Raw genomic sequence first — 998 nt, 5'->3', positions numbered from 1 at the left:
CCCAGAGGGATTGAAGTAACAGACCCTCTCAAAAAAACGGTTCTTATTGACAATACTATGTGGTTAGACAGCTAATTAAGAGGGACAGTTTGATGGTAAAAAAGAATGGTCTCGTCAAATTAACAAGACCCGAAATAAATGTTACCCTCATTCTATCAACCAATCCTATCCAAGTACCTCAGCCGTACACAATTAATTACTCTAAAAATGCTGGTATGGTTGCTACAAAGTCAGAAACAAGTAAAAATAGAAAGATTGGCTGCTACTATACCTTTACCAATACAACAAAATAGCCGTCGTCGTCACTTACGGTAATCCGGCTCTTGAAACATTATCAATTAGTGGTGATTGGGGATAGAGAATTTCATGGGATTGAATTAGCCAGTTGGTTGCACCGTCAAGGTTTAAAGTATGTTTTTCGTACAAAAAAAGGACACTACTTTTCGGAAAAAAAGGCAAGATTTTCAACCGCTACATACGATTCCACTTTCTCCCGGTGACCGCCGATTTTATCCTGATGTCAATCTCACACAAAATAAAGGGTTTGGTCGTTGTAATTTAGCAGTTTATTGGAAACGAAAATATCGTGGCAAACAAGAGAAAGAGCCTTGGTATTTATCAACTAATCTGACAGATGTATCAACGACTGTCAAAATATATGGTCAACGTTTTGGGATTGAGGCTATGTTTAAAGACTGTAAAACTGGTGGCTATAATCTAGAAGGTTCTCAAGCTTCTCCTGATAGGCTTGTCCGTCTGATTTTATTAATTGCTATAGCAATGACTTCTGCATGGTTACAAGGTCAAAAAACTCAATTTTCTAGACAACAATCTTATGTCTGTCGTCCAAGTGATTTGAACAGAAACAGAAAAAGACATAGTGCTTTCTGGATAGGCTTATACGGATACAATTGGATAATTTCGCTGAATGGGTGTCAGGATTTGGTCTTGGAAATGATGGCTGCCGTTCGCAATAAGCAGGCATTTTATCAGCAGGG

At 38.3% G+C, this 998-nt stretch carries 2 protein-coding genes; both read left to right on the top strand.

The genetic code is table 11. From position 1 onward, the window contains the following. Positions 1-138 precede the first annotated feature (138 nt). Positions 139-315: a hypothetical protein gene (locus NSP_RS26450; protein WP_157133666.1), complete on the top strand. Its 177-nt coding sequence runs from the start codon at positions 139-141 to the stop codon at positions 313-315. A gap of 96 nt (positions 316-411) precedes the next feature. Then, positions 412-998: transposase family protein (locus tag NSP_RS25500; protein WP_478212179.1), on the top strand; the 587-nt coding region annotated here is incomplete at its 3' end.

Source organism: Nodularia spumigena CCY9414 (assembly GCF_000340565.2).
Classification (GTDB): Bacteria; Cyanobacteriota; Cyanobacteriia; order Cyanobacteriales; family Nostocaceae; genus Nodularia; species Nodularia spumigena.
This window is presented reverse-complemented; position numbering and strand designations above follow the sequence as displayed.

Excerpts from the sequence above, each read along its gene's own strand:
- NSP_RS26450 (WP_157133666.1), top strand. The coding sequence starts at position 139 with ATGTTACCCTCATTCTATCAACCAATCCTATCCAAGTACCTCAGCCGT.